23 protein-coding genes, 1 tRNA gene and 1 pseudogene are annotated in these 23,879 nt (G+C 36.6%); 10 read left to right on the top strand and 15 right to left on the bottom strand.

All coding sequences use genetic code 11. The annotated features are described in order from the left end of the window. Positions 1-70 precede the first annotated feature (70 nt). Complete coding sequence (locus tag HDT10_RS04250) at positions 71-1,102, top strand: cytochrome-c peroxidase (RefSeq protein WP_290880349.1); 1,032 nt, start codon at positions 71-73, stop codon at positions 1,100-1,102. Between the two features lie 96 nt (positions 1,103-1,198). On the opposite strand, the gene truA is transcribed toward HDT10_RS04250, so the two are convergent. The 4 genes from truA to gdhA all read right to left on the bottom strand — a co-directional run bounded on the left by truA (position 1,199) and on the right by gdhA (position 5,400). Continuing rightward, on the bottom strand, positions 1,199-1,990 hold the full coding sequence (gene truA, locus HDT10_RS04245) for a tRNA pseudouridine(38-40) synthase TruA (RefSeq protein WP_290880347.1): 792 nt from the start codon (positions 1,988-1,990) through the stop codon (positions 1,199-1,201). Positions 1,991-2,020: 30 nt separating this feature from the next. Continuing rightward, the gene (locus HDT10_RS04240) at positions 2,021-3,064 is read right to left on the bottom strand and encodes an LptF/LptG family permease (protein WP_290880344.1); all 1,044 of its coding nucleotides are present in this window, start codon (positions 3,062-3,064) and stop codon (positions 2,021-2,023) included. Positions 3,065-3,193: 129 nt separating this feature from the next. After that, positions 3,194-4,027 (bottom strand): DNA ligase, encoded by an 834-nt coding sequence (locus HDT10_RS04235; RefSeq protein WP_290880342.1) that lies wholly within the window; start codon positions 4,025-4,027, stop codon positions 3,194-3,196. A 20-nt stretch (positions 4,028-4,047) separates the two neighbouring features. Next, positions 4,048-5,400 carry an NADP-specific glutamate dehydrogenase gene (gene gdhA / locus HDT10_RS04230; protein ID WP_290880339.1) on the bottom strand — a complete coding sequence of 451 codons (1,353 nt, stop codon included), beginning with the start codon at positions 5,398-5,400 and terminating at the stop codon, positions 4,048-4,050. A 257-nt stretch (positions 5,401-5,657) separates the two neighbouring features. Between gdhA and HDT10_RS04225 the strand changes: the two genes are divergently transcribed. Continuing rightward, a complete protein-coding gene (locus tag HDT10_RS04225; RefSeq protein ID WP_290880336.1) occupies positions 5,658-7,202 on the top strand; it encodes a hypothetical protein in 1,545 nt (514 codons plus the stop codon). A 130-nt stretch (positions 7,203-7,332) separates the two neighbouring features. Here the strand turns inward: HDT10_RS04225 and HDT10_RS04220 are convergent, their stop codons facing one another. The 4 genes from HDT10_RS04220 to HDT10_RS04205 form a co-directional block, all read right to left on the bottom strand. Continuing rightward, on the bottom strand, positions 7,333-9,228 hold the full coding sequence (locus HDT10_RS04220) for a DUF2972 domain-containing protein (protein ID WP_290880333.1): 1,896 nt from the start codon (positions 9,226-9,228) through the stop codon (positions 7,333-7,335). Between the two features lie 167 nt (positions 9,229-9,395). After that, a complete protein-coding gene (locus HDT10_RS04215; protein WP_290880332.1) occupies positions 9,396-9,767 on the bottom strand; it encodes a YraN family protein in 372 nt (123 codons plus the stop codon). A gap of 20 nt (positions 9,768-9,787) precedes the next feature. After that, a complete protein-coding gene (locus HDT10_RS04210) occupies positions 9,788-11,056 on the bottom strand; it encodes a homoserine dehydrogenase (RefSeq protein ID WP_290880330.1) in 1,269 nt (422 codons plus the stop codon). Between the two features lie 103 nt (positions 11,057-11,159). Then, on the bottom strand, positions 11,160-11,648 hold the full coding sequence (locus HDT10_RS04205; protein WP_290880327.1) for a hypothetical protein: 489 nt from the start codon (positions 11,646-11,648) through the stop codon (positions 11,160-11,162). 154 nt (positions 11,649-11,802) lie between these two features. Here HDT10_RS04205 and HDT10_RS04200 point away from each other — a divergent pair, with 154 nt between their 5' ends. From HDT10_RS04200 to HDT10_RS04180, 5 genes are all read left to right on the top strand, one after another. Then, positions 11,803-12,687, top strand: coding sequence for an ATP phosphoribosyltransferase regulatory subunit (locus HDT10_RS04200; protein ID WP_290880325.1), 885 nt, complete (start codon positions 11,803-11,805; stop codon positions 12,685-12,687). Further along, the gene (locus HDT10_RS04195; protein ID WP_290880323.1) at positions 12,687-13,946 is read left to right on the top strand and encodes an adenylosuccinate synthase; all 1,260 of its coding nucleotides are present in this window, start codon (positions 12,687-12,689) and stop codon (positions 13,944-13,946) included. Before HDT10_RS04200 ends, HDT10_RS04195 begins: the two co-directional genes overlap by 1 nt. A gap of 15 nt (positions 13,947-13,961) precedes the next feature. Beyond that, on the top strand, positions 13,962-14,387 hold the full coding sequence (locus HDT10_RS04190) for a flagellar export protein FliJ (RefSeq protein ID WP_290880321.1): 426 nt from the start codon (positions 13,962-13,964) through the stop codon (positions 14,385-14,387). Continuing rightward, on the top strand, positions 14,384-14,974 hold the full coding sequence (locus HDT10_RS04185; RefSeq protein WP_290880320.1) for a MotE family protein: 591 nt from the start codon (positions 14,384-14,386) through the stop codon (positions 14,972-14,974). The genes HDT10_RS04190 and HDT10_RS04185 overlap by 4 nt, the downstream gene beginning before the upstream one ends. A gap of 132 nt (positions 14,975-15,106) precedes the next feature. Continuing rightward, on the top strand, positions 15,107-15,649 hold the full coding sequence (locus tag HDT10_RS04180) for a superoxide dismutase family protein (RefSeq protein WP_290880318.1): 543 nt from the start codon (positions 15,107-15,109) through the stop codon (positions 15,647-15,649). 347 nt (positions 15,650-15,996) lie between these two features. Here HDT10_RS04180 and HDT10_RS04175 read toward each other — a convergent pair whose 3' ends face one another. The 6 genes and pseudogenes from HDT10_RS04175 to HDT10_RS04150 form a co-directional block, all read right to left on the bottom strand. Beyond that, positions 15,997-16,416: a DMT family transporter gene (locus tag HDT10_RS04175; protein ID WP_290880350.1), complete on the bottom strand. Its 420-nt coding sequence runs from the start codon at positions 16,414-16,416 to the stop codon at positions 15,997-15,999. After that, positions 16,314-16,841 (bottom strand): annotated as a pseudogene (locus HDT10_RS04170) (DMT family transporter); the annotation flags it as partial. The gene HDT10_RS04175 and the pseudogene HDT10_RS04170, both read right to left, overlap by 103 nt. A 125-nt stretch (positions 16,842-16,966) precedes the next feature. Beyond that, positions 16,967-17,054, bottom strand: a tRNA-Ser gene (locus tag HDT10_RS04165). 44 nt (positions 17,055-17,098) lie between these two features. Beyond that, complete coding sequence (locus HDT10_RS04160; protein WP_290880316.1) at positions 17,099-17,845, bottom strand: fumarate reductase iron-sulfur subunit; 747 nt, start codon at positions 17,843-17,845, stop codon at positions 17,099-17,101. Next, a complete protein-coding gene (locus tag HDT10_RS04155; RefSeq protein ID WP_290880315.1) occupies positions 17,842-19,815 on the bottom strand; it encodes a fumarate reductase flavoprotein subunit in 1,974 nt (657 codons plus the stop codon). Before HDT10_RS04155 ends, HDT10_RS04160 begins: the two co-directional genes overlap by 4 nt. 11 nt (positions 19,816-19,826) lie before the next feature. Beyond that, on the bottom strand, positions 19,827-20,558 hold the full coding sequence (locus HDT10_RS04150) for a fumarate reductase cytochrome b subunit (RefSeq protein ID WP_290880312.1): 732 nt from the start codon (positions 20,556-20,558) through the stop codon (positions 19,827-19,829). Positions 20,559-20,755: 197 nt separating this feature from the next. Between HDT10_RS04150 and HDT10_RS04145 the strand changes: the two genes are divergently transcribed. Genes HDT10_RS04145 through HDT10_RS04135 form a run of 3 tightly spaced genes read left to right on the top strand, consistent with a single transcriptional unit; the run spans position 20,756 to position 22,998 of the window. Beyond that, positions 20,756-21,001 (top strand): NifU family protein, encoded by a 246-nt coding sequence (locus HDT10_RS04145; protein WP_290880309.1) that lies wholly within the window; start codon positions 20,756-20,758, stop codon positions 20,999-21,001. A gap of 20 nt (positions 21,002-21,021) precedes the next feature. Beyond that, on the top strand, positions 21,022-21,618 hold the full coding sequence (locus tag HDT10_RS04140; RefSeq protein WP_290880307.1) for a hypothetical protein: 597 nt from the start codon (positions 21,022-21,024) through the stop codon (positions 21,616-21,618). Between the two features lie 33 nt (positions 21,619-21,651). Further along, the gene (locus tag HDT10_RS04135) at positions 21,652-22,998 is read left to right on the top strand and encodes a UDP-N-acetylmuramoyl-L-alanyl-D-glutamate--2,6-diaminopimelate ligase (protein WP_290880305.1); all 1,347 of its coding nucleotides are present in this window, start codon (positions 21,652-21,654) and stop codon (positions 22,996-22,998) included. Positions 22,999-23,588: 590 nt separating this feature from the next. Here the strand turns inward: HDT10_RS04135 and HDT10_RS04130 are convergent. Then, on the bottom strand, positions 23,589-23,879 hold a 291-nt coding region (locus tag HDT10_RS04130), incomplete at its 5' end, for a flagellin (RefSeq protein WP_290880303.1).

Raw genomic sequence — 23,879 nt, 5'->3', positions numbered from 1 at the left:
TTTTAAAAGTCTGCATAAGATAAAATTTTTCTGATTGTCAAACAATCATATTTCTTTATTAGGAGTTCAAATGAAACGTTTTATTGTTTCGTTGTCGTCAATCTTAGTTGCCTCTACTCTTACACTTAGCGCGCAAGATCTTTTAAGCCAAGCAAAAGATAGTGGATTAGTTCCTCTACCAAAAGACCAAGCTGGTGTGGAAGCAATGCTTAAAGAATTGGGCGTCAAATTCAGTCCATTCTCACAAGAAAAAGCAGAATTGGGTAAAAAGCTTTATTTTGAACCTCGTTTGTCTAAAAGTGGCTTGATTTCTTGTAATACCTGCCATAACTTAGGATTAGGTGGTGCAGATGGAATCGCCGCAGCAGTAGGACACAAATGGACAGCTAACCCTCATCATCTAAACTCTCCAACCGTTTATAACTCTGTCTTAAATTCTGCACAATTTTGGGACGGACGTGCGGGAGATTTAGCAGACCAAGCAAAAGGACCTATTGAAGCAGAACCAGAAATGGCAACACCTGCAAAACTAGCTGTTGAAAAAATCTCATCTTTAACAGAATACCAAACAGAATTTAAAAAAATCTATGGCAGAAGTGGAGTAACTTTCAATAACATTGCAGATGCAATTGCGACATTTGAGCGCACCCTCATCACTCCTTCACGTTACGATGCCTTTTTAAATGGTGATGAGCAAGCACTCACTAAGCAAGAGAAAGAAGGCTTGCAAGTTTTCTTAGATAAAGGCTGTGCAACTTGCCATACAGGCGTCAATGTAGGCGGTGGTATGCAAGGATTTGAAGTCGCTGGAAAATACAAATTTGCAAGTCTTGGGGATTTCAAAGGTGATGCAAATGGTATGGTAAAAACTCCGACACTAAGAAACATCGCAGAGACTGCTCCTTATTTCCACAATGGTGCAATTTGGAGCTTAACTGATGCAATCAAAGAAATGGGAAGCGTCCAACTTGGAATCAATATCAGCAACAAAGAAGCAAACCAAATTGCAACTTTCCTTAAAGCTTTAAGTGGAGAAAAACCAAAAGTTGTTTATCCACAATTACCTGTTGCCACAGACAAAACACCTAAACCTGAATTGTAATTTACAACTCCAATCCATTTAAGCCTAAGTTTGAACTTGGGCTTAAACTCTAGCTATTATTATCAATGCCCGACAAAGCTAAAATCCAAGCAAACTTTAATAATCCACACGTGTCAAAAACAATCCATTAGGAGCAACAGGGATTCTGTAAATCTCCTCCCCCATTAATTGCGCTTTGAGCTCCTCTAAGTTCAAATCTCCTCTATCAATCTCTAACAAAAACCCAACCATCAAGCGAATCTGCGCACGCAAAAACCCACTTCCCCAAAAAGACAGAATCCAAAAATCCTTGCTTTCTAGTAATTTTGTCTTATAAATTGTGCGCACGCTCTGCGCCTCCAGATTCTTATTTGTTTTTATATCCTCCATATAAGAATCCCCACAACCTCCCTTTTTCATAAAGGCTTTGAAATTATGTGTGCCCACAAAAAGCCTCAAAGCCTCTTTAAATAATGCGACATTTTGAATCGTGTAGGACAGACTAAAGGTATTAAGAAATGGGGAAGAGCGTTTGCTTAACACATAACAATATCCGCGTCTCTTAGCGGAAAAACGCGCATTAAAATCCTTTGGAACAAACCAAATCTGTTTTACTTTAATCCAAGGTAAAAGCTTAGAGTTTAAATGCTGTTTTAGACTCTCTAAATTGTGCCAATAGTATGGAATCTCTAAAGAAATCACTTGAGCCGTTGCATGCACCCCTTTATCTGTGCGCCCACTTCCTACAAATTCACTAAAAATTCCGATGCTTTGTAACGCGGCTTCTAAGACACTACTGACACTCAAAACATTTTTTTGACTTTGGAATCCAAAAAAAGCTCCACCATAATAAGCAATGCGCATTGCAACCTTAATAGAATCTTTTGCAGAATCTTGTTGTAAGTTCATCTTTTGGATTCAAACTTGCCAATAGATAAGTTAATAAAATCTCTGAACATAATGCCGATACAACCAATAACCAGCCAATGCCCAAGCCAACGGCAATATTACCAAACCAAGCAAAGGAATGTAGCTTGCACATAAATACATCAACGCATAAAATCCGCCTACAACCACCATTGCTTGCAAAATCGTATAATTCTTTTGGTAGCGGGGATTCTTAATCCCTAAAAATGGATAATAAAATAGGCTAATTAGCGGAAAAAGTGAGAGTGAAATATACATACTAAGATTTCTTTTAGTTTTTTCCTGTCTTGAATTAGGATAAAATGCTCTTTTCCAATATTCTATCAATCCCAAATTAGATTCCTCTAAAGAATCTATCGTGTTTCTCAATACCAATTTATCAAAACCAATCCTTTCAATACCTTCATTGGGCTTGCGATAGATTTTGCCATTTTCTAATGTTACTTCCATTACTCCATTTGTATTAGAAATTTTTGCCTCTTTGGCAAATATCAATCCTCTTTTTTCTTTATTATCCTCTTTTGCAAGAGACAAGAGTATGATATTTTCATAGATGTTTTCATCTTTTTTGCTTCTTTGCACATAAACAAGCCATTCTCCGAGCTTTTGCCCAAACTCACCCGCTTGCAAATTAATATTAATGCTATTCTTGCGTTCCTCCAAGAAATGCCGATAGGCTACATCGCTTAGTGGTGTCAGCACTAGAGACAAAACCAACAAACTAAAGCTCGCCAGCAAGGCAATAGGTAGAAAAATTTTCATAATCACTTTAGGATTCATTCCAAGTGCAAACAAAACAGGCAATTCATAATCAAAACTTAGACGAGACAATCCAAGCGCACACGCAATAAAAAAACTAAGCGGAATCACAAAAAAAATCATTGTAGGAAGCGTGTAAAAATAAAGAGAAAACAATTCAAAAAAGCTGATTTTAACAACAAAAGTAACACTTGCAACACGAATAAAAATCACAACCGAAGCAATAAAAAAAAAAAAAAAAAAAATAGGGAAAAATATTTGTGCAAAACTCTGAAATAAAAAATTTTTAATTCTCAAAATTGTTCCTAAAAGATAATCAAGAATATTTAAAAAGCGTATTTTACATAATTTCTATTAAAATTTTACCCAAAATGCAGAAAGTTCTATAAAATACAATCTAGGGCGAATCCCTTTGTAAATTCCTACTTAGATTCCTCCCTCTCGGACTCTCAAAAATACAGGGAAGCGGGGCAAATTATTTTTGGTATAACCTTGATATTTATAAGTAATGATTGTGCCAATTTTAGGAGGATTTATACGCTCTTCCTTGCGAAATCCTGAACCAATTTTAAAACTCTTCTTTTCTCCTAAAATCTCTCCCTCACACAAAATTGCACCCATTTTATTAGAGTTTCTGCCTTTGCCTTGAGTATAGCCTCGCACAACGCATTCTGAATCCATAAAGGGCTTGAATTTATAACCCACATTGGACATAGAATCTTTACGCAAAATCACGCCCTCTCCACCATAATTTAGAATCTTTTGATAATAAGATTCTAAATGTTTGCGGCTTTTGATTGGGATTTGAGGAATGATTTTAATATAAGGATTAGGAAAGTCTTTTAAATAATTTTCAAGCCGCTCTAAACGTTCTTTCAAAGTGCATTCATCACAGACGCCACGCACATCAAAGACTTGATAAGTAATATTGCTCCACTCTGCCTCATTGGGAACAGAATCTCTCACGACACTTGAGACTTTTTCAAAACTATTATGCGCAAACCACAATTCGCCATCAAGATTAAAGGGAGGAAAATTCATAAGCCAAAATTTCGGTGCTTGGATAATCGTGCCTTTACGCGTTTTTAAGACTTTACCATTCCAGATTCCGCGCACGCCATCTAGCTTTTCGCTCATCACAAACGAAGTCAGTTCTTCTTGGGAAATGAAATTTTCTTGATAAGGAGGAAAACTTGGAATCTCCGCGTATAAAGCGAGATTCCAACTGATAAAGAAAAGAAAGAATTTTAAGAGTTTCAAAAACTATCCAACTATGAGAATTATAAACCTTGCTCAATCATTGCATTAGCGACTTTTCTAAAGCCTGCAATATTCGCTCCAAGCACAAGATTCGTAGGCTCGCCAAATTCTTTTGCGGTTTGGCTTGCATTAGCATAGATATTTTTCATAATATTATGCAATTTCTTATCCACTTCTTCAAAAGTCCAAGCTGTCATAGAAGCATTTTGACTCATTTCAAGTCCGCTTGTAGCAACACCACCTGCATTAGCTGCTTTGCCCGGACCATAGCAAATTTTTGCATTCAAAAACTTATGCACTGCTTCAATCGTTGAAGGCATATTTGCTCCCTCGCTGACGCATTTGCAACCATTATCAAGCAGGTTTTGTGCGTCTTTTGCATTGATTTCATTTTGTGTTGCGCTTGGGAATGCAGCAAAAGCCGGAATCGTCCATAATGGATTATGGTCTTTAGGATAATCTTTTACATTCGTCCATTTAGCACTACTGCGCTCTTTAGCATAAGATTCCAAACTCTCGCGTCTTACTTCTTTGACTTCTTTAAGCAATGCTAAATCAATTCCTTTTTCATCATAAATCATACCCCTAGAATCGCTAATGGTTACAGGTTTCGCACCAAGTTGTTGGAGTTTTTCTACCGTATAGATTGCGACATTTCCACTACCAGAAACAAGGCAAACTTTGCCCTCTAACTCGCCTGCATTGCTATTTTTGAGCATTTCTTGTGCAAAATACACATTGCCATAGCCTGTTGCCTCTGTGCGCACTAAACTCCCACCCCAAAGCAAAGATTTACCTGTCAAAACACCTTCATAGCGGTTAGTTAATTTCTTATATTGCCCAAACAAATAACCAATCTCACGTCCGCCTACTCCAATATCTCCCGCAGGAACATCTGTATGTGCTCCAATATGACGATAAAGTTCATTCATAAATGCTTGACAGAATCGCATCACTTCTCTATCACTCTTGCCTTTAGGGTCAAAGTCGCTTCCGCCTTTACCACCGCCCATTGCAAGTCCTGTCAAAGAATTTTTGAAAATCTGCTCAAATCCTAAAAATTTAATGATTCCCTCTGTTACGCTTGGGTGGAATCTCAAACCGCCTTTATAAGGTCCAAGCAAGGAGCTAAACTCAATACGATAACCACGATTGACTTGGATTTCACCCTTGTCATCTTCCCAAGTTACACGAAAATTAATTTGACGCTCTGGAATCACGATTCTTTCTAAAACTTTATGAGCCTCATATTTTTTATCTTTCTTTAACGCAGGTTCAATGGATTCTAGCACTTCTTTAACCGCTTGATGAAACTCTACTTGGTCAGGATAGAGTTTTTGGACTTTTTGAATGACATCTTGTGTGTAAGACATTTGATTCTCCTTGTAATTTTAATGGCAAAATTGTATTTAATCTTTAATTAATATAAGCTTATATAATTAAAAATAATTTTTAAGTTTTATTTTTTATATTTTGCAAAGAAAACACCAAAATAAACTTCTCAAATTCATTTCATAATGCTTAAATATCTAGGAACTGCGTCATAAAATTAAAAATTTACAAAAAATTTATTTTAGTTTTTTAAAAAATAACCGATATAGAGAATGAAATTTAAAATAAAGGAGAAACAATGCAAGCAGCAAGTCTAAGTTTCTCTTCTTTGCAAGCCTCATATACCACCACGCAATGGAGTGCTGTTAAAGAAGAGCTTACAAACACTAAAGCAAATAGTGTTCCACAATCAACCATTAACCAAGACGCAAAGGGACAAACCAATAGTATTATCACAAGTAGTAACTTGAATGCTGACGGTTTAGGGGATTTTCAAAAAACAATTTTAAACAGGGCTTTGAGTAAAGTTTCAGAAATTCAAGACGAAATGATGAAATTATGGGAACAATTATTCCCAAGCAGTGGTTCAAACACTACACAAAATACCACATTGACAATGTCAGATTTGTTGTATAACAAAAACTTCGCAAGTCAAATTATAGGTAGCGGAATCAGCCTTTCTCAAGGTTTTTCTCAAAGCTTATCCATTTCTATTTCGGGCACAATGGTAGGGGGTGATGGGGTTTCAAGAAGTTTGGAATTAAGCATTAATGTTTCCCAAAGCTTTATGCAAAATTTGCAAATTAACAGCTCAAATGCTACACAAAACATTCCTCAAGGCGTCAATAAGAAAATTGTTGATCCACTTGTGATTGATTATGATGGTAGTGGCACAGAGCTAAGTGATACTAAAATGCGTTTTGACTTGGATAGCGATGGCACTCCTGACCAAATCTCTACACTCAAAAAAGGCTCTGGATTCTTAGCACTTGATAAAAATGGTGATGGGAAAATCAACGATGGTAATGAGCTTTTTGGCACACAAAGCGGAGATGGATTCAAAGATTTAAGCATTTATGATGAAAATGGCGATGGAAAAATTGACAAAGATGACCCAATTTATGACAAATTAAGAATCTGGACTCCTGACGCAAATGGTGAAGGACAATTAGTAGGATTGGGCGAAAAGGGGATTGGGGTTATCTATCTTAACGCTCAAGAAAGTCAAGAAATGATGAGAGGACAAAAGGGAGATTTACTTGGAATCAAGCAAAAAACCGCCGACTATTTACGCGAAGATGGCAGTAGTGGGCAAGTGCATCATATTGATTTAGTTAGCGAAGCAATCAAAGACGAATCTTTGCAAAATCAAGCACAAAATGATTCTATTTTAAATGCTCTTCAAAGCCTTAGCGCGCACATTGGTAACAAAACCTATCAAGGCTTGGGTGCTTCTATTTCTAATTTGCAAGTTTCTATTACTGCGCAAAATAGCACCAATACATTGTTTGGGGCATCAGGAAATGGAATTAGCGGATTGTTTAATAATACCTCTATGGCAGATGTTACTAAACTTGAAGTGAATATCTCTTTTAGCCTTAATTCTTTGCAAACTGCTAGCAATGGTGTAAGTCAGGAAGCTTCTAAGATTTGGAATGTAGTAGAAAGTAATTTCAAAAAAATGGAAGAAATGAAAGAAAAAATGGAATCTGCCTTTAAACGATTTGACGAATTAATGCAATTAAATCGTTTGATGTTTAACCCGCTAAACTTCACAAAAACAGATACCTTTAAAGCAGGAATATTCAACACACACAATATTCACAAGCTTTTAAGTGCATAAAGTTTAGCAATAACCCGATTTCCTCCTCTTGTTCTTACAAGACTTCGTAAGAACAAGAGTATTTACAGAGATGCATTCCCATTCCCCCTACAAGTTTCATAAATGGAATCTCGCAATAACGTTAAGTTACCTAATCATTTCCGTCCATCTCCTCACACATTCTCTCAAATTCTTGATAATATTTCCAAGACTTCACAATGTCAGGGCGCAACTTTTTAATATCAATTAATTGCTCATCTAAAATCTCTTTTAAGTCTCTCCTTACACTTCCACATTTACGCAAATGTTCTAATATATCTTTTTCCCTGTAAGTTATTTCCTCCGATTCTTTTAGTTTTTCTTCCAAGATTTTTGCAAATTTACTTAGATACTTTCTAAACTCATTCAATATCTCTTCCTCTTTTTGTAAAATTTGTAAATCTTTCTTACTTGCGAAAAATGCAAAACTATATGTATGTAAACCTAATAATAACTCTGTGCAATCCTCTAAATTATCATACTTACCAGGAATTAAAACTTTAATTTTTATATCTTTGCAAACAAAATTAATTGGCAATAAAAAATTTAAAAAACCTTTATAGCTTTTTGCTTCAAAAATATATCTATCTTTTTCTTTCGGCTCATTAAATCCAAGTTTTTTACTTAAACCACAAAGGGTATTAAATGCATTTTCTTTAGAAATTTCAGCCATATCCACGAAAATAATTTCATTACAAGAATGTAAAGAATAAATTAAAGAGTGTTGAATGAAAACTTGATTTCTATATGAATCCAAATTCATCGGTAATGTCTTTGGTCTAATATTTGGAAAAAGATTCATAAAATCATCTCCCACATTAAGAATTTTATTCTTATATTTTTCCGTCCAATGCCTTTTTAATGCGTGTTTTAATTGTCCTATAGAATCTCTTGTTTGAAATAAAAGAGGAACTTTGGCAGCAAAAAGATAAAAGAATTTACTTCTATCTTTTTTGTTTTTTGAAAATTCAGAATTGTGTCCATAGTGATGTAACCCCACAATGTTATATTCTTCAGCATTTAAAAGCAAAAACTGATAAATAGCACAAAAATCGAACAAAGGTGTTCTACAAGACTGATAGATTAATTTTACTCCGCAACACATAAAAAATCTACCCATAGCAGCCCCTCCACTCCCATGCCCTTTAGCCATAATAAATTTATAATACGGCGGCAAAGGCAGATTCAAATCCCAAGCAAGTTCCGCGGGGATTGTTCCATAGCTTAAGTTGGGATAAGGATTATTAGAATCTTTAGTTAATCTCTCTGGATTTAATAAGGGAGGATAAGGGTGATTGGTATCAAGATATTGTTCTTTAAATTCTTTGGAGTTTAGCCAAGAGAAAATTTCATTAAGATTTTGTTCAAGGAAAGAAAAATTAACAAAGAGGGTTTGGAGAAGTGGTGGATAATCTTTATAAGTTTGCAATAAAGAATAAATTTCTTGACTAGAATCTGCTAGCTCTACAATATCTATTTGTTCGTAGAATTTTTGGTTAAAAAGCTTTAATTCCTTTGTAATATATGAAATCTTTTGATATTTCTCTTTTGCCCTTTTGATTTCTTTGTTTAATGTTAAATATCCTCCTTTAAATAAATCTCTATTTGCTTTTATTAAAACTTCTCCTAAAAGATAAGTTAAATGATACTTATAGGACAAAGATTGTTTATAATCCTTACAAGATTCCAATGGAGGATATTTAAGGGAGGGGAAAACAGCAATAGCTTGTTGGTAGAATTGTTTTTCTTTGTTGTGGGTCTGTTTGATTTTAAAGAGTTGAAAGAAAAGTTTAGGAAGTGAGAGAATCTTTAAGCTAGATAATGCCCCCCCCCCCGCACTTAAAATCGTCTTAGAATTTCTTAGGGAATTTAGAGATTCTTGTAGATGAATATTTGAAGAATCTTTTAAGTTTTCTCTTTGATTTTTATCATAAGCAATCATACAAAGCCCGAGTTTATAGGCTAAATGGTTTTGGATTCTTTCTTTGGCAGAATGAGGGTTTGTCATTAGTGGATTCCTTGTAATGTGTTTTATTATCTTGGAGATTCTTTTATTAAAAACTCCATTGGTTTTTATTTGTAAATTATTGCAATAAGATTTTCTTTATTAAATCTTAAAACATAAAATAAAATAGGCATTATAGCAAAATGGGGGGGGGGGCGGCAAGAGTTAAACTAAAATATTGTTAAATTTTCTAGCCAATGTGCGCGGAAATCGTCATTTACAGCTTGTTTAGACAAAACCAATGCGCTAAGGCAATAGGGATCTTGAATGCGCTGTTGATTCAAATAGACATTCAAGGTTTTGGTAAGTTTTTCTAATTTTGCAGGAGTGAGATTATAGATAGGCTCAAATCCAACGCCGCTTTTAACCTCCACAAAATGCAAGATTCCATTCTTTTTAGCCACAATGTCCAATTCACCAAAACGCGTATGGAAATTTCGTTCCAATATGGCAAATCCTTGCTCTATCAGAAACTTGCACGCAAAATTTTCCGCTTCTTTGCCTTTCTGTGTCGTGTTAAAAAGATTTTTGTTATCTTTCACAAAAGCCCTTGAAAATTAAATCACTTTTCAATCCGAATCATAACCGGAATCGCATGCACAACATCTAAAGCACCAATGCGTTTTAAAGCGACTTTGATTTCTGCTTCACTGCAAGAATGCGTAGAAAGCAGCAAAGTAGAATGATTTTTATCTTTTGCCTTGCGTTGCAAAAAAGTATCAATAGAGATTCCTACTTCACCAAAAATTGTTGCAATTTTTGCCAAAACTCCGGGTTTATCAAGCACCAAAATACGCAAATAATACGCACTGATGATTTTGTCTAGCGGCTTTAGGCGCAACTTATCACTTGGTGTTTTGAACCCAAGCATAGGGGAACTTTTGGTGCGCGCAATCTCAATAATATCCGAAATTACTGCACTTGCAGTTGCATTTCCACCTGCTCCTGCACCATAATAAAGTGTCTCGCCCACACAATCGCCCACGACACTAATCGCATTCATCACGCCATCTACTTTGCCAATCATTGCTTCTTTTGGTAACAATGTAGGATGCACACGCAATTCTATTTCTTCTCCGTCTTTTTTCGCGATTCCAAGTAGTTTTAAATGGTAACCAAATTCTTTGGCAAAGGCAATGTCTTCTTGTGTAATTTCCGTAATACCCTCAATCAAAACATCTTCTGGCTTCGCATCAATCCCATAAGCAATACTCGCCAAAATTAATAATTTATGTGCTGCATCAAACCCACCTACATCAAATGTAGGGTCGGCTTCCGCATAACCCAACTCTTGCGCTTCTTGTAAAACCTCTTGATATTCTACCCCCTGCTCTTTCATTTTGGTTAAAATAAAATTACAAGTGCCATTGATGATTCCGCAAATATTTAAAATATGATTTGCTCCCAATCCATCACGCAATGCCTTAATAATCGGGATTCCACCTGCAACACTTGCTTCAAAGCCAATAGGCAAATCTCCGGCAATTTTTTGTAATTCATAGCGATGATAAGCAAGCATTGCTTTATTGGCAGTTACAAATGCTTTAGAATTGCGCAAGGCTTTTTTTGCAATCTCAAAGGGAGTATCTACACCACCGGTTAATTCTACGACAATATCAATTTCTGGGTCCTCTAGGATAGAATCCACATCATTTGTAATGGGAAAATCAAACACTTGGCGACTTTTAGATAAATCTTTAACGACACCTTGTTTAATGCGAATCGCATAACCCGCACGTGCAGCAATTAACGTTTGATTATTTTTCAAGATTTTTGCAACGCTACTACCCACCGTGCCTAATCCAATAATCCCTAATGTCAGTTGTTTCATAACTTTCCTTACACAAATTTTAAAGCTCAATTATAACATTTAAAGGTAAAAGAAAATTGATTCTGCTTTAAAATAGCAAGACAAAAAGACAATGGAATACAAATTACAAAGTCAAATTCTTTTTAAGATTCCATAAAAGTTCGTTTAAAAAATCATTTTGGGCTTGTTCTGCCTGCTGTTCTTGTAGCTTTTTCTGTAAAGCAATATCATCTAAATTTAAATACTGCCCGAGTGCATCACTCCACCCCAAAGCAGAATCTCCACTATTGGAGATTCCGTGATTAAAGGCATTGCTTTGTTGTTGCAAATTTTGTATTAGGGCTTGTTTGCCCTCATCGTCATTGTAATTTGTGTTATTATTAATTCCTAATTGGTGATTGAGCGCACTTTGAGAATTGTAATAAGACCCAGCAGAATTATATTTGCTTAATAGATTGTGCGAAGGATATTTTACTTGTGGTGTCGTTGTGGCATTCCCGGTTTTGATTGTGTTTTTTATTGGAGTCTCTACACTAGGCTTGCTCACAGGCGCACTTGGTGTAACTTGCGGATAATGATTAATGTAGGGCTGTGTGTTAATCTTAAATGCCATCACCCTCTCCTTATATTTTATTTATAATTATAGCAAAATCTGCACAAATAATCGTAATTTTGCGCAATAAAATCACTTAAACAAACCAAAAAATAAAAGTTTCTGATAAAATATGTTACAATGCGCTCTTTAGAGATTTTTATAAGGATATTTTGTGATTTTAAGCCATGAAATACCACAGGGGTGCAAACTCTACTTTGGCAAAAACGCTAAAGCCAAGCGAGAACTAGAGAATCTTGCAAGCGCAATTTTGTATCAAAAGGGTTATGAAGAGATTGTAACGCCGACTTTTGCCTACTTAGAATACCAAAGAGACACGCAAAGTCGTGAAGTCGTGCGCACAAACAATCAATACAATCATCAGATTGCTTTACGCAACGATTCCACGATTGACACGATTCGCCTGCTTGCTCCACATTTGCGGGAAGCTGCTATTGGCAAACGTTGGTTTTATATCCAACCAATCTTTATTTATCCCACAACAGAAGTGCATCAAATTGGTGTAGAAAATTTAGAAGATTGTGATATTTTGCCTTTTCTTGAAATTTCTTTGCAAATTTTAAAGGGAATCACACATCTTACAGAGTTGTCAGATTCCGATTCTCAAAAGGTTTTCTTACAATTAGCAAATGTTAAGATTCCGCAAATTTGCGCAGAAATTTTCGGGATTCCTCTTGTTGCTTTTGAAAAAATTGATGTGGGAGCAATAGAATGTGCAAATCCCTTAATGGCAAGACTTTTGCAAGTGCATAATAAAGAATCCTTAGAGAAATTTTTGCAAGATTCTAAACACGACTTGCCAAATATTCTTAAAGAAGAGTTAGAACGTCTCTATCATTTGGCAGCCAATTTTCATTATACGCATTGCATTATCTCACCATTATATTATGCTCCAATGAGTTATTATAAGGGCTTGTGTTTTAGATTCTTTGCAGAAAATGTTACATTGATTTTGGGCGGAGAATATGAGATTTTGGGGCAGAATGCGTGCGGATTTGGAATCTATACAGACAATCTAATACAATATATTAAGGAGTGATGATGAGCAAAGCAGATTTAATTGTTGGGATTCAATGGGGCGATGAGGGCAAAGGAAAAATGGTAGATTTGCTTGCCCGCAATTATGACTATGTGGTGCGCTATCAAGGCGGACATAACGCAGGACACACTATTGTAGTAGATGGCAAAAAATATGCCCTGCACTTGATTCCCTCTGGGGTTTTGTATCCCCAATGCAAAAATATTATTGGCAATGGAGTAGTGATTAGCCCGAGCGCACTCATTGAAGAAATGAAACAATTCAAAGAAATGTATGGCGGACTGCAAGGGAGATTGTTTATCAGCACAAAGGCGCACTTGATTCTACCTTATCACGAAATGCTAGACAAACTAAGCGAACAACAAGCCAAACAGGCTATTGGCACGACTTGTAAAGGAATCGGACCAACCTATACCGATAAAGTTTCACGCAAAGGGATTCGTATTGAGGAGTTAAAAGACACAAAAGCCCTTGCCAAAAAAGTGCTAGAAAAGCTTGAGGATCTTGTAAGCAGAGGATTTAAAACAGAGATTCCAACATTAGAAAGTCTTGAGAAAGAATTAGAATCTTACGCAAAGGTGCTTTTGCCTTTCTTGGCAAATACTACCAATATGCTTTGGCAAGCAATGGACAAAGGAGAAAAGATTCTATGCGAGGGCGCACAAGGAAGTATGCTAGATATTGACTTTGGCACTTATCCTTTTGTTACAAGCTCTACTACAATCTCCGCTGGTGCGTGTAGCGGAACAGGAATCGCACCGCGTGAGCTAGGAGAAGTGATTGGTATCATTAAGGCTTATTGCACACGCGTGGGCAATGGTCCATTCCCAACAGAAGATACGGGTATCATTGGTGAGAATCTACGCAACAAAGGCAGTGAATTTGGTGTAACAACGGGGCGCGCTAGACGTTGTGGCTGGCTAGATGCAATGGCTGTAAAATATGCTTGCCGCCTCAATGGAGCAAGCGCACTAGCAATGATGAAATTAGATGTCTTAGATGGTTTTGAAGAAATCAAAGTCTGCATTGCATACGAAAATGAAAAAGGCGAACGTTTAGAGGAGTTCCCAAGTAATTTAACGAATATCAAGCCCATTTATCAAACTTTTCAAGGGTGGGATAAAACCGCTTGTATAAGGGAATTTGATAAGCTGCCACAAAATGCAAAAGACTATATCTTGGCATTAGAAAAGTTCATTGGGGTAAAAATCAAAATGATTTCTACGAGTCCAGATAGGAATGATACGATTTTCAGATAGACTTTTGGAATATGAATGAAAACAAAATTCACGCAACTCGTCTTATTGCGCAAAAAAAAGGTAGATGAGGCTGAAATAATGCTACAAAAAAATGCACAAGCCATTAGTGCAAAACAAAGTGAAATTGACGCACTTGTGCGTGAGTTTGCAACACTTCAAGAGCCCAAAAGTGGAATTTATCAAGCCTTTTTGACTTTTACGCATCACAAAGACGAATTTCGTCAAACCATTGACTTTAAAATGCAAGAATTGTCTCAACTAAAACATAAAAAGCAAGAATTGCAAGAATACTTTAGAGTGCAAAATATTGAATTTGAAAAAGCAAAATATTTAGATGGCTTAGAGATAAAAAAGATGATTGAGCAGGCAAAAAAACAAGAGACTAAAGACTTAGATGAAATCTCTGTTATGCTTTATGCAAACCACAAGGAACAACAATGAAACAATGGATTCTATACATTTTAATCTTGGGAATATTACCCATAGGGGCAACTGAAAAACGTGGGGTGATTGATTGCAATATTATTTTTGAACAACGTAAAGCAGAGATTCTTCAAGAAATTGAAAGAATTGATGAGCAACAGCAAGCCCTCCAAGCCCTGCAAAGTGCAACCCAAAATGTCCTAGACCAAAAAGAAGCGGATTTAAAAAAACGTGAAATTGCCTTAAATGAAGCACAAAAAGAAATAGAAGAAAGGGAGGCGAAGATTACGCGTTTGCTCAAACGTAATGAGGAAGTCTTAAAGCAGATTCGCGGGGCAACACAAAGCAAAGTGGGGGAAACTTATGCGGGTATGAAAGATTCTAAATCTGCCGCAATCTTAGAAACCTTACCAGATGCAGAGGCTGCTGAAATTTTATTCGCTCTTGATACCAAAGTGATGAGCAAAATCCTTGCTAAAATGACGCCCCAAAAAGCCGCAACACTCACACAACTATTACAAAAAGGACCACCCTTTGAAGAGGAGAAAGAATCGCAACAAACTCCTGCCAATACAATTCCGCAGAATGGAGAAAATGCGATTTAGTTCTTTTTAGATAAAGCAAAAGCTTAATTGAGATACAAAATTCAAGTGCTTCTAAAGCAATTTTAAACTTAACCTTGATTATAATTTGAATGCTATTGCACAAATAGCATAATCAACAATAAAGGAAAAATAATGAAAAAACTTTTAGTAGGCACATTAGGTATTGGATTAGTCGCAAGTATGGCTTTGAGCGCAGATATTTATAATCCAAAAAGCGAAAAAAATCATTTGGTAATTCCTATGAATGCACTCTCACAAGAGGGCACAAAAAATGTAGGTGAAGTGGTAGCAGTGGAAACAAAATATGGTGTGGCGTTCTATCCTAATCTACAAGGAATCGCGAGCGGTTTGCATGGATTCCATATCCACGAAAATCCTGATTGTGGTGCAACTGATAAAGGCTTAGGGATGAAAGCGGGCGGACATTGGGATAAATACAAGACAAACACCCATTCTTACCCCTGGAGTGATGCAGGACACATTGGGGATTTACCTGCACTCTATGTTGATGAAAAGGGAAATGCAAACAATCCTGTTCTATCTCCAAAAGTCAAAACTCTAGCGGAGTTAAAAAACCATTCTTTAATGATTCATGTGGGGGGCGATAATCATCACGATACTCCAGCAGCACTTGGCGGCGGCGGTGCTAGAATGGTTTGCGGTGTGATTCAATAACACGAAAACAAAACTAGAATCTTGGGATTCTAGTTTTACCTGCAAGTCTCTTAATCAATAAATTTTATCTCCAAGCTTTTATTGAAAGCTAATTTTTGCAAAATATCAATGCTTCTACCTCGTGTTTTGAATTAGTAATTTTGATTCTCCTATTTTCTATTGCTATTTTTATGTCTCCACATTTCAAACTTTCACCGCTTGAAATATTGATTCATCTAAAAATTATCAAATAGATAGCACGCCACTCGCCCTGCTCTTTTTAATTCATTGATTCTTTAGTACTAAAACCAATGAGCTCATTTGCCAATCTATCAATCAGCTCTTTTTGATTTATTGATTCTTTAGCACTAAAACAGCTTCTCATCACTTGAGGATAGAAATGCACCAATAATCATAAAAATAAGCGCGATAAAATAAAAATAAGTGGGTGCATTTTTGAAAATTAGAAATGATAATCCTGTCCCTATAAATGGAGTGATTGCATAGTATGCACTAGTCCTTGCAGCCCCCAAAGTCCTTTGAGCATAAGTATAAAAGAAAATACTTAAACCATAGGCAACAAATCCCAATAACAAAACCGATAAAATCACCCATAAGGTTTGGGGTATCTTCTCACCAATACATAAAGCGATGATTAATGAACCACTGCCTGAAAATATACCTTTTAACAAAACAATTTGCAATGGATTATTTTTTGATAATACCCTTGTGCAGTTGTTTTCTGTTCCCCAAAAAATACAAGCAAGAAGCACAAACAAAAAACCCATTGAAAATTTAAAATCATCAATCTCATCAACGGATAACAAAATACAAGATATGGTAATAAAAATATTCCAATCCATAATCTAATACTAATTTTTTCTTTAAATAAACAGAGCGCAATAACGGCAGTAGCGACTATTTCAAAATTGTTCAATAAAGAAGCATTGCTTGCATTTGTTGTTTTTAAGCCAATCAACAGACATATCGGTGCTAAAATATCTAATAAAATCATTGCGATAATAAAGGGAAGCTGTTTTTTAGATAACGATTGTTCTTGTGGTGCATTTATCTTCTTTTTGACAAAAGAAACTATAACCATACCAAGCCCCGCACCGATATATAAAAGCCCTGCCATCATTGTAGGCTCTATAAATTGGAGTAGAATTTTAGAAAATGGGATACTTATTGCGTAAAGTGCAGCTGCAAGGACTGCAAAGAAATATTTTTTATTTTAACTGCTCCTGTTATTAAATAATTACTCGTTTGTCGTCTTTATTAAAAAGCTAAAATTATAGGTTATTTCATCGTTTCTATTTGTGCGATAATAAATCAATCTGGCAGAGAGGAAGGGATTCGAACCCTCGAAAGCTTGCACTTTACACGCGTTCCAGGCGTGCTCCTTCAACCACTCGGACACCTCTCTAAATAAAAAGCAATTTGGAATCCCAAGTGGGATTCCAAGCAGGCTTATTTTGCAGTAGCCATTTTGCGTCTAAGATAAGCAATTTTGCTTTGCAATGGTAGGTTTTTGGGGCAAACATCGTGGCACGCCAACAAACTCATACACCCAAATACACCATTGTCATCACCGACTAACTCATAAAAATCTGCGTCTGTTCTTTCATCGTGTGGGTCAAGCATAAACCGAACTACGCGGTTAAATCCAGCAGCACCCACGAAATCTTCACGCATAAGTTTTGTTCCACAAGAGGCAATGCAGCAACCACACTCAATACATCTATCAAGCTCAAAAACTTCTGCGGCAACTTCTGGTTCTACTCTTGTTTCAATTTGACGCATATGCTCTTCGCTTTTTTCTTGTGCGTGAATCCAGCTTTCTACTCGTTTGCTCATACCATTAAACCAATTTCCTGTATCTACTGATAAATCTTTAATCAACTTAAATGCAGGCAATGGCATAAGAGTAATGACGCCATCAGGAAAATCTTTTGTCAAAGTGCGGCAAGCAAGACGAGGACGTCCGTTAATCATCATTCCGCAACTTCCACAAATCCCCGCACGACAAACGAAGTCGAAACTCAAATCCGGGTCATACTGCTCACGAATCATATTTAGCACGATAAAAACCGTCATAGAATGTGCTTCTTTGAGCTTATATTCTGCAAAATGTGGTTTAGATACTGCGCTATTGGGATTGAACTTCAATACTCTAATTGTTAATTCTCTATTACTGCTTTGAACTGCTCCACTCATTGTTTGTCTCCTATTCTCTCATTGCGCGCTTTATAACGTGGTTGTAACTCAAATGGCATTAGTGCTTCTTGAATTTCATAGCGGTCTTTCCCTTGTGCTTCCATATCAGACCTAATTTTGTCAATTTGTTCTTGACGTCTTAGGCTCTCTGGATTTTCAATAATCATTCCTTTCGCACCATATCCACGGAATCCCGGAGCCATTTCCATTGTAGCAATATCAAGTGGCTCATAAGTAACTGTTGGCATTGTTTGATTTGGATTTTCCCAGCTTGTCAAAGTGCGTTTCAACCAATTTTGGTCATCACGTTTTGGATAATCTTCGCGGCTATGCGCTCCACGAGATTCTGTGCGGTCTAATGCACCCTTTGCTACACACAATGCGATTTTCAACATTTTTGGCACACGATAAGCTTCTTCTAACTCGGGGTTAGCTGAAAGTCGTTTTGTCTTGATTCCAATGTTTTTGCTGCGGATATAAAGTTGTTCTAGCTCACTTACAGCAGATGCTAAGTGTTCTCCATCTCTAAAGATTCCCACTTTATCACCCATAATTTGTTTCATGCTATTTTTGATTTCAAACACATTTTCTGTGCCTGTATTTGCCAAAATGCTATCCAAATAACTTTGCTGTGCGTTGATAAACTCTTCTACCAACTTAGTTTCAATGTCTGCATAAGTTCCCACGCAAGATTCTGCGAAATAATCCCCGATAATCATACCGCTAACTACTGCTTCACTTACAGAGTTTCCGCCTAAGCGATTGAAACCATGCAAATCCCAGCAAGCTGCTTCACCAGCAGAGAATAACCCTTGTAATGCAGTTTCGCCTTTCGCATTGGTTCGGATTCCACCCATACAATAGTGTTGCATTGGTTTGACAGGAGCCCATTTATCCGCAGGGTCAATTCCTGCAAAAACTTGACAAATTTCTTGCACATCACGCAAGTTTGTTTCAATGTGTTTGCGTCCCAAGATTGAAATATCAAGCCACAAATGCTCACCATAAGGAGAGCTTACGCCTTTACCCTCGCGGATTCTTTGAAGCATTCTGCGTGCGACAACATCACGGCTTGCGAGCTCTTTTTTCTCTGGCTCATAATCTGGCATAAAGCGATAACCATCAACATCACGCAAGACTCCACCATCTCCACGACACCCTTCTGTAAGTAGAATCCCACTTGGGAAAAGTCCGGTTGGGTGGAATTGCACCGCTTCCATATTACCTAATTTCGCGATTCCTGTTTCAAGTGCTAATGCAGTCCCTGTTCCCTCACAAATTACCGCATTGGTTGTGTCTTTGTAAATTCTTCCATAACCACCTGTGGCAATCAATGTTCCTTTAGCAACATAACCAATCAATTCACCTGTAATCAAATCACGCACAACCGCACCATAGCAACGATTGTTTTTATGAATCAAAGCCAAAGCTTCTTTTCTATCGTGAATCAAAACACCTCTTTTGAGTGCTTCATTTGCCACCGCAAACAACATAGAGTGTCCTGTCGCGTCCGCTGTATAACAAGTTCTCCATTTCTTTGTTCCGCCGAAGTCGCGAGAATGGATTAATCCGTGTCTAAATTCTTCTTCAGTGATAGTAGTTTTTTGTGCATTAATGATTGCAGTTCTATCACCCTTTTTAATTCTCGTCCATGGCACACCCCAAGCGGCTAATTGACGAATCGCTTTAGGAGCTGTGGTAACAAACATTCTAGCAACTTTTTGGTCGCAACCCCAATCACTTCCTTTTACTGTATCTGCAAAGTGCAAATCCTCATTATCACCATCACTCATTTTGGAGTTTCCAAGACTTGCTTGCATACCACCTTGAGCTGCAGCAGAGTGGCTTCTTTTCACAGGAATAAGGCTTAAAACGATTGTATTAAGATTCTTTTCCTTACAGGCAACTGCTGCACGAAGTCCTGCCAAACCTCCACCAATCACTAATGAATCGCAATATACTATTTTCATTCATCTCTCCTTTATAGACTTTTGCCTAACGCAATCCAAGTGAAATCCGCGATAAATGCAATGACACCCAAAACGATAAACACTGCAAACACAGCAACTTTAACATTTTTGCGTTTTACATTGCTTTGTGCGGTAGTTGGTGCTTCAAGCGGAACCCATTTGATGATTACGCGATACAATCCAATGCTTGCGTGCAATACCATAACTACAAGCAAGACAAGATAAAATTCTGCCAAATTACCCTCTACGAATCTTGACGCAGAAGTGATTGCATTAATGCTTGTAGAGTTAAAAAGAATGGTGATAAGATGTGCGCCACCCAAGAAAAATAATGCAAATCCTGTCAAAAATTGTATCCACCAAAGTGTGGTATCACAATGTTTCATCAAACATTTGTGTGTTTTAAAAATCATAAATTGTTGGAAATTTGCGGGGAATTTTCTCATAGCCAAAAACGCGTGCGCCACAAACACAACGCTTATCACAAGCACGACTAAAGTGGTTAAAAGCGGAATCCCATGTCCTCCAAAGATGAATGAACCCTCACTGAAGCCAACCACTGCTTCAAATGCTTCTGTACCTAATAAAATAGAAGATGTAAAACACATATGGAACAAAATAAAAATCGCTAAAATAGCTCCTGTAATACTTTGTAACATATCCCAACGCGCAGGATTTTTTCTTTTTTTGCGCTCTGAAGTTACTTTTAAATAACTCTCAATTACTACTTCATCATTTTGCATAAAACCCTCCTAAAGTAGATTACCAGTGCTTTGCACAACGCCATTAAACCTAAAAATCTTGTAATTATAAAACATTTTAAATAAAATTACATTAAATATTTTTAAGAACTTTTTTATTAAAACTTTAAGAAAACTTAAGTATTATCCTAGTTTGAATAAGATTTCACAAAACAAATAAATCAAAATCAAGGAAAATTATGCTTCCCTTTAGCGATGAAGAACTTTTAAAACCCGTAGAATTAAGCATTAACAAAGTGCGTCCATTACTGATTCAAGACGGAGGCAATGTAACTTTACTCAAAATTGAAAATGGTAAAGTTTTTGTGCGTTTAGAGGGTGCGTGTAGAGGCTGTCCAAGCAGCACTCAAACCCTTAAATTCGGCATTGAACGCACGCTTAAAAACGACATTCACCCCGACATTGAGCTTATTAACGAATCCTAAAGAGAATTTAAGGCTTAAAAATGGCAAAAGACTTTGCGTATTTCAGAAACAAAGCTAAACTCGCCTTTAGCAAGCATCAATATGCGCGTGTTTTAGAGATTCTCTCCTATGCAAATCTACTCCTTAATAACCTAAGCGACAAAGAATCCCGCTATTTCAATATGCTTAGCGCACTCTCGGATATGGCATTAGAATACGAAGATGAGGCACGTGCGTTGTTTGAATATTATCAAGTGATTCGTGGGAAAAACGATTTAGAGGCAGAGGAAATAGTGCTAGAAATGATTGAAAATTTTGATAAAAATCTCTACGCACTTAATCTCGCAATTTGGAGTTTGCAAGAAGCAGAGATTGACAAAAACGATGGAATCTTGTATGAGGATTTCGTAGTCCATTCTGCCAAAGTCGGCTTCAAAGAGGCGTTTGAAGATTTAATGTTTAGCTCCAAAATCATTTTTACAAACAAAAACGAATTTTTATTTTTTGTGCGCAATCTCGTAAAATTCGGCTTTGAAGAAATTGCGATTAATTACTTTGAAAATGCGGGGAATTTATTGTTTTATGACAAAGACTTTATGCGTCTTTATCGTAAAATCTTAAAAGACAAAGAATCTTAAACTTATGATTCCATATAAAATTAAGGAAATTTAATGCGAGTAGCGATTCAACCAAATAACGATTCCACTTTACGCTTCATTAGCGATGATTCAAGAGAAAATTTACAAGATACACAGGATTGTAGCCCTCAAAATTGCGCATTTTTAATCACTCAAAGCAATCAGAATTATCAAGAATCTGCAAAGAAAAATGGATTTGAAATTTTTATTACTCCAAAAGATTTAATAAACTATTTTGATTTAAACCTTAAACTGATTGGCATTACGGGGACGAATGGCAAAACCACCACCGCAGCAATGATTTATTCTATTTTGCTAGATTTTGGCTATTCTGTCGCCTTGCTCGGCACGCGAGGGTTTTTTATCAATGGAATCCAAAAACGACCCAAAGGGCTCACAACTCCTAGTTTGCTAGAGATTTACAGCGCAATCCACGAGGCAAGAGCGGAAAATTGCCAATATTTCGTAATGGAAGTTAGTTCGCACGCGATTGTGCAAAATCGCATTGAGGGATTGCATTTTGACTTGCGGATTCTTACGAATATCACGAGCGACCATTTGGATTATCATAAGACTTTAGAAAACTATATCGCGGTAAAAAACTCCTTTTTTGCCAATCCTGCGGATTTAAAACTGATTAACAAAGACGAACCCAATGCGCACTATGCGCTAGAAAAAGCTATCACCTATGGCATAGAATCCCCCGCGACACTTAATGCCAAAGCTTACAGCTTGCAAGGAGGCATTACAGCACAAATTGCCTATGGCAAAGAAGAGGCAAGCCTAGAATGCACACTTTTTGGCAAACATAATCTTTATAATGCACTTGCAGCAATCGGGGCAGTCAAACTCCTAGAAGATGTTACATTAGATGAAATTTGCAAGAAGTTAGAAAACTTCGGCGGAGTTTTAGGGAGAATGCAAGTCGTGAGCCAAAATCCCTTAATCATCATAGACTTTGCACACACCGAAGATGGTATGGAAAAAATCTTTCAATCCTTTTTGCACCAAAAAATCGCCGTAGTCTTCGGCGCAGGAGGAGATAGGGACAGAAGCAAGCGTCCAAAAATGGGGAAATGCGCCGCTAAATATGCGCAAAAACTCTATATCACGAGCGACAATCCACGCAGTGAGATTCCATCTCAAATTATACAGGAAATTTTAAGCGGAATCTCTCAAGACCTAAGAAATCATCGTGAGATTCATTTAGAAGAAAATCGTGCCAAAGCCATTGAAATGGCAATCAAAAACCTTAAGCAAGAAGAAGTCTTGCTGATTTTGGGAAAAGGCGATGAAACTTATCAAATCATCGGGGATAAAACCTTACACTTTGACGATTGCGAGGAAGTGCAAAGGGTATTAGAATCGCTCAAACCATAGCTCACTTTGCCCTTTTGCAATATCATTACGAGATTCTACTTGTGGGATTGTAACAATCCATAATCATCAAACAATGGAATCTTAAAACAAATGAGATTGTAGATTGCCACGCATTATAAATAACGCTCGTAACGACACAACAAGAATCATCATTAACCATTTCTAAAGTTTAGAAACTCTATAATCAAATGTCTTAAGGATTGCTACTGAAGATAGAAACTTGAAAAAGTTTAAGGAGGTAGTAGAGATGATTGAAATTATTTCTTTTATGATAGTTTTAATTGTCCTCATCTTAATTGTAAAAAATTAAGTTGAGAACTAAACTTATAAAAACGATTTAAATTATAAGAAAGCCCTGCTTAGTTTGTCCTTAAGACACCTAAAATCTCAAGTTTCTATCGCAGGGCTAGAGACTTGGAATCCTAACTTCTCGCAACAACTAAAACAAATCTAAAGATAATTTCAAAAGAACAAACAGAAAAAAATAAATTTAAAGCAAGAACAAGAATAAGAAAAGCAAGAATATTAAAGAAATAAAAGCTAAGCAAAAGCAAGGGATTTATCCCTTGCTTTTAAGAATCTTAAAAAGACTATTGGAGTAATCTTAAGATATTTTGTTGCACTGCATTTGCTTGGCTCATTGCATAACTTCCAGCTTGAGCTAGAATGTTTAGGTTAGAGTAGTTTGCAGATTCACTTGCGAAATCTACTTCTCTGATTCCACTTTCAGCAGATTTTACATTCACTTGAGTAATCGTGATGTTATTGACTGTGGATTGCATTTGTTGTTGCACAGAACCCAAGTCCGCACGAATGCTATCTAGTTGTTTAATCGCAGATTCTGCAATATCCATAACAAGCATTGCACCTTTAAGAGTGGT

The sequence above is a fragment of the Helicobacter sp. genome, from assembly GCF_014799995.1.
GTDB lineage: Bacteria > Campylobacterota > Campylobacteria > Campylobacterales > Helicobacteraceae > Helicobacter_D.
Note: the sequence above shows the minus strand (reverse complement) of the source record. Positions and strands in the feature narration are given on the sequence as shown.